The sequence below is a fragment of the Streptomyces sp. B21-105 genome, assembly GCF_036898465.1.
Taxonomy (GTDB): Bacteria; Actinomycetota; Actinomycetes; order Streptomycetales; family Streptomycetaceae; genus Streptomyces.
The window spans coordinates 183700-188111 of sequence record NZ_JARUMJ010000001.1; the positions used below are offsets into that span (position 1 = coordinate 183700).

3 protein-coding genes are annotated in these 4412 nt (G+C 69.7%); all 3 read left to right on the plus strand.

Annotation, left to right across the window (positions count from 1 at the left end):
* Positions 1–317: 317 nt before the first annotated feature.
* Genes QA802_RS00695 through QA802_RS00705 form a run of 3 tightly spaced genes read left to right on the plus strand, consistent with a single transcriptional unit; the run spans position 318 to position 4221 of the window.
* On the plus strand, positions 318–2150 hold the full coding sequence (locus tag QA802_RS00695) for a fatty acyl-AMP ligase (RefSeq protein ID WP_334517316.1): 1833 nt from the start codon (positions 318–320) through the stop codon (positions 2148–2150).
* A 17-nt stretch (positions 2151–2167) separates the two neighbouring features.
* On the plus strand, positions 2168–2473 hold the full coding sequence (locus QA802_RS00700; RefSeq protein WP_334517318.1) for an acyl carrier protein: 306 nt from the start codon (positions 2168–2170) through the stop codon (positions 2471–2473).
* The gene (locus QA802_RS00705) at positions 2470–4221 is read left to right on the plus strand and encodes an acyl-CoA dehydrogenase family protein (RefSeq protein ID WP_334517320.1); all 1752 of its coding nucleotides are present in this window, start codon (positions 2470–2472) and stop codon (positions 4219–4221) included. Before QA802_RS00700 ends, QA802_RS00705 begins: the two co-directional genes overlap by 4 nt.
* Positions 4222–4412 lie beyond the last annotated feature (191 nt).

The following is a 4412-nucleotide window of genomic DNA, read 5'->3' on the forward strand; positions in this document are numbered from 1 at the left end:
GCTTCGGTGGCGGTCGCCCTGCCGGAAACCAGGCGTTCCTGAATCACCGCCCGTGAAAACCGGGCAGTGGATGTCACCGACGGCATTTCATGGCACCGCGCCACACCACTGCCTCACCGCGCCCACTATGACTCAGGGCCTATCGCTGATCAATCAATCGGGTCTGCGGCTGTTCAACTGTGCCGCGGCAGCAGTTGAACACCTGCGCCGGCAGCACCGGAGCGGCTTTAATCGAGGCGGAGTTGGCGAAGGTCGGTGCGGACGGGCCATGATTCCGCGACAGCGGGCATCATCTTCCATCGAGGGGCGGGAACGCCATGCTCCGACCTGGGTCCATCATCGACGTGGTCCGTTCGCACGCCGAGCGCCGGCCGAACGAAACAGCCTATTCCTTTGTGGCCGTCGACGCGTCCGGACTTCACATAACGCGGCAACTGAGTTATAGCGAGCTCAATGCCAATGCGGCCGGAATTGCGACGACTCTGCGGAATTCCTATGAACCCGGGGACCGGGTGCTGCTGGCCTGTCCGCCCGGCCCTGATTTCGTCGTGTCCTTTCTCGGCGCGCTGTACGCGGATGTGGTACCGGTGCCCGCTCCGCTGCCGTCCGGCAACAAAGGGCAACAGGCGCGCGTGAACGGCATCCTGACGTCGGCCGGGGTGAGCGCGGTGCTCACCGACGAGCGGAACGTCGACGAGGTCCGCGACCTCCTCGCCGGGTCGGCGCCCGAGGTGTCCTGTCTGTCGGCCGAGCGGGCGGCCGCCGGAGACGGCCGGGCGTGGCGCCCGTCGGCCGTCGATCCGGACCGGCTCGCGTTCCTTCAGTACACCTCCGGATCGACCAGCGATCCGCGCGGGGTGATGGTCAGCCATGCGAACCTCGTGGAGAACCTCGGGCTGATCCAGCGGTCGTACGGGGTGCCCGACGGCGCTCGGGTCGGCGGCTGGCTGCCGCCGTACCACGACATGGGTCTCATGGGAACACTGCTGCTGCCGTTGTTCATCGGCGGTCAGGGGTTCCTCATGGCGCCCGCGACCTTCCTCCGGCGGCCGGCGATGTGGCTGGAGATGATCGACAAGCATGACGTGGCGTTCAGCCCGGCGCCCAATTTCGCCTACGACCTGTGCGTACGACGGGTGTCCGCGGAGCGGGCGGCCACGCTGGACCTGTCGCGTTGGCGCTGGGCGGTCAACGGTGCGGAACCCGTGCAGAACGCCACCGTGCGGAACTTCGTCCAGCACTTCGCGTCGGCGGGGCTGCGGCCGGAGGCGCTCTGCCCGAGCTACGGAATGGCGGAGACGACCCTTTTCGTCTCCGGCAGTGCGGGGCGGTCCCCCGCCGTCGTGAGCCGGGTGGACGCGGAGCGGTTCGAGCAGCACCGGTTCACACCGGCCGGACAGGGTGAGGATGCGCGGCTCGTCGTCAGCAGCGGGCCGGTCTGCGACGGATTCGATCTGCGGATCGTCGATCCGCACTCGCTGCGGGAACTCGCCGACGGCGAGATCGGCGAGATCTGGCTGCGGGGGCCGAGCGTGGCGCGGGGGTACTGGCGTCAGGAGGAGGAGACCGAACGGTCCTTCCGCGCCAGTACCGCGAGCGGCGCCGGCCCGTTCCTGCGGACGGGTGACCTGGGCGTGCGCCATGAGGGCGAGCTGTATGTCACCGGCCGGATCAAGGAGGTTCTGATCCTCAACGGCCGCAACATCTATCCACAGGACATCGAGCGCGAGGCGAGGGACCAGCATCCGGCGTGCGCGGACGGCGCCGGGGCGGCGTTCACGGTGACCGTGGACGAGGGCTCCGAGAGCGTCGTACTCGTACAGGAGATCCGGTGGAGCGACCCGGACGAGGGAGCGCTGCGGGACCTGGCGCGCGGCGTGATGGCCGGTCTGTCCGCGAGTATCGGCGTCCCCGTCGGCAACATCGTGTTCGTCAGACCGGGCGCGGTGCTGCGCAGCACCAGCGGCAAGGTGCAGCGGGTCGCGATGCGCCGGCTCTTCGAGGATGCGGCTCTGACGCCGGTCACGGAGGAACTCGACGCGGGCGTCCGGCGCACGTTTCGAGCGCATCGCGAGCATGCGGCGCCGTCGGGTGGGCCGGCCGCGTTCTCACCGCCGCTCGCACAGTCCACGGCCCAGACCAACGCCTGACAGAAAGAGACGCTCCTGTGAACACGCACGACTCAAGCCTGGGTGACGGGACCGGCGGCGGCCGGCCGGCGGCCGAGGAGATCCAGCGCTTCCTCGCCGAGCAGGTCTCCGTGATGGCCGGTCTGCCGGTCGGTCAGGTGGACGTGTCCGCGCCGATCGCCTCCTTCGGCATCGACTCCGTGCACGCCATCGAACTGGTGGTCACCATGGAGGAATGGCTGGGCATTCCGCTGCCGGACAATCTGCCGTGGAGCCATCCGACGATCGAGATGATCGCCGAGGAGCTCGGCTGCGGGGAGCGTCCCTCCGAGATGTCGGCATGAGTGCCCATGGGGCGGCCGCCGGACTGGAACGGTTCCTCGGTGATCCGCGGGAGCGCGCCTCGCATGTCTCGTTCCACGCCCAGGTCCGCTCCGACGAGCGTGAGGAGCTCGCCGTGGCCGCCGTGGACGCGCTGCGGGAGTGGGGGTTCCCGGACTTCCTCGTGCCGCGGGAGGTGGGCGGGCGGCTGCGTTCGATCGATGAACTGCTGCAGCTCTGGCGTGTTCTGGCGCGGCGTGATCTGGCCCTCACCGTCGGTTACGGAGCCACTTTGCTCGGTGCCCTTCCGGTGTGGCACTGGGGCGACGGCCGGCAGCGCTCCCGGGTGGCGGAGTTGATCGGGGCGGGCGGGTTCGGCTCGTTCGGGCTCTCCGAGCGCGACCACGGAAGCGACCTGCTGGCCTCCGAGCTCGTCGCCGAGCCGGCCGGGGACGGGGAGGGCTATCTGCTCTCCGGGACGAAGTGGCCCATCGGCAATGCCACCCGGGGCCGTTTCGCGACCCTGTTCGCCAGAACGGGGAGCGGGCCGCGCGGCTTCTCGATGCTGTTGCTGGACAAGGAGAACTCCGCGGCCGACCGATGGCGCTGCGAGCCCAGGGTGCCGACCATGGGTCTGCGCAGCGGAGACCTGTCCGGGATCACCTTCGACCGGTGTCCGTTTCCGGAGCAGACACTGGTGGGCCGGCAGGGACTGGGCCTCGAAGAGGTGCTGAAGACCCTCCAGATCACCAGGACGCTCATCACGTCGCTGTCCCTGGGCGCGGCGGACACCGCGCTCCGGGTGGCGCTGGGGCACGCCCGTGAGCGGCAGTTGTACGGCAGGAGCGTGTACGCGATCCCGGTGATCCGGGATCAGCTCATCTCGGCGTACCTGGACATCCTGATCGCCGAGTGTGTCGCGATACCCACGGCCCGTGCCGTTTCGCTGGCGCCCGAGCGGCTCAGTCTGTGGTCGGCGATCGCGAAGTACACGGTGCCCGTGCTGACCGACGAGATCATCGCCGCCATGAGCGCGGTCCTCGGCGCACGTCACTTCCTGCGGGACGACGTCGTGGACGGCGTGTTCCAGAAGCTGATGCGTGATCACAGCATCGTGAGCGTCTTCGAGGGCACGACCCATGTGAACCTTCACGTGGTGGCGGGCCAGCTGCCGTCCTTGCTGCGGGACGACGTCGTGCGGGACGGGGGCGAGGTGTCGACGGCCGGGCTGTTCTCCCGGAGCGGCCGGGCACCGGACTGGAGGCCCCGCACGTCGCGGTTGCGGCTGACCAACCGCGGCTTCGACGAGATCACCCAGTCGTGGGCGGAGGCCGTCGCGACGGTCGGCAAGCTGTGCGCGGAGGAGGCGTCCGGACCGGCCGGGCCGCTCGCCGCCGAGCTGAGCGGTGTGCTGGGCGCGCTCGAGACGCTGTGGAGCAGGCAGCGCGCGGACGTCCAGGAGGTCCTCTCCGAGGAGGGCAGCCTTCATTTGGGAGTACGAGGCTTCGAACTCGCTCGACGCCATTGCCTGTTGCACGCCGCGGCGTGCTGTGTGCACACCTGGCTGGCGAACAGGCAGGAGCAGGGGACGTTCCTCGGCGACGGCACCTGGCTCCTGCTGTGCCTGCACCGGATCCTCGGCAGGCTCGACCCGGCCGCGCTCCGCGGTGAGTCCCCGCACGCCTCGGTGGTGGAGCGGGAGATGCTGCGGTGCCTGACGGAGAACGAGCTGTTCTCGCTGACGCCGTTCGCGCTGGGTGGCACGCGTTGACGGCCGGTCGTTCACCGCTGGTCGCCGGAGCGCGGTGGCCATGACCTGACCTGTGGTCCGCTTCTCACGACGCCTGTGTCCCAGCGGTGGCGCTGGGCCGCAGGCGTCGTCGTTCTCGTGCCGGTGACCCGGCGTGGCGGAGCCCGGCCGACTCGGCCGGGCTCCGCCGTGAACCGGCACTCAGCGGGGCA

Coding starts and splice junctions, on each gene's coding strand:
- QA802_RS00695 (WP_334517316.1), top strand. CDS start 318: ATGCTCCGACCTGGGTCCATCATCGACGTGGTCCGTTCGCACGCCGAG.
- QA802_RS00705 (WP_334517320.1), top strand. CDS start 2,470: ATGAGTGCCCATGGGGCGGCCGCCGGACTGGAACGGTTCCTCGGTGAT.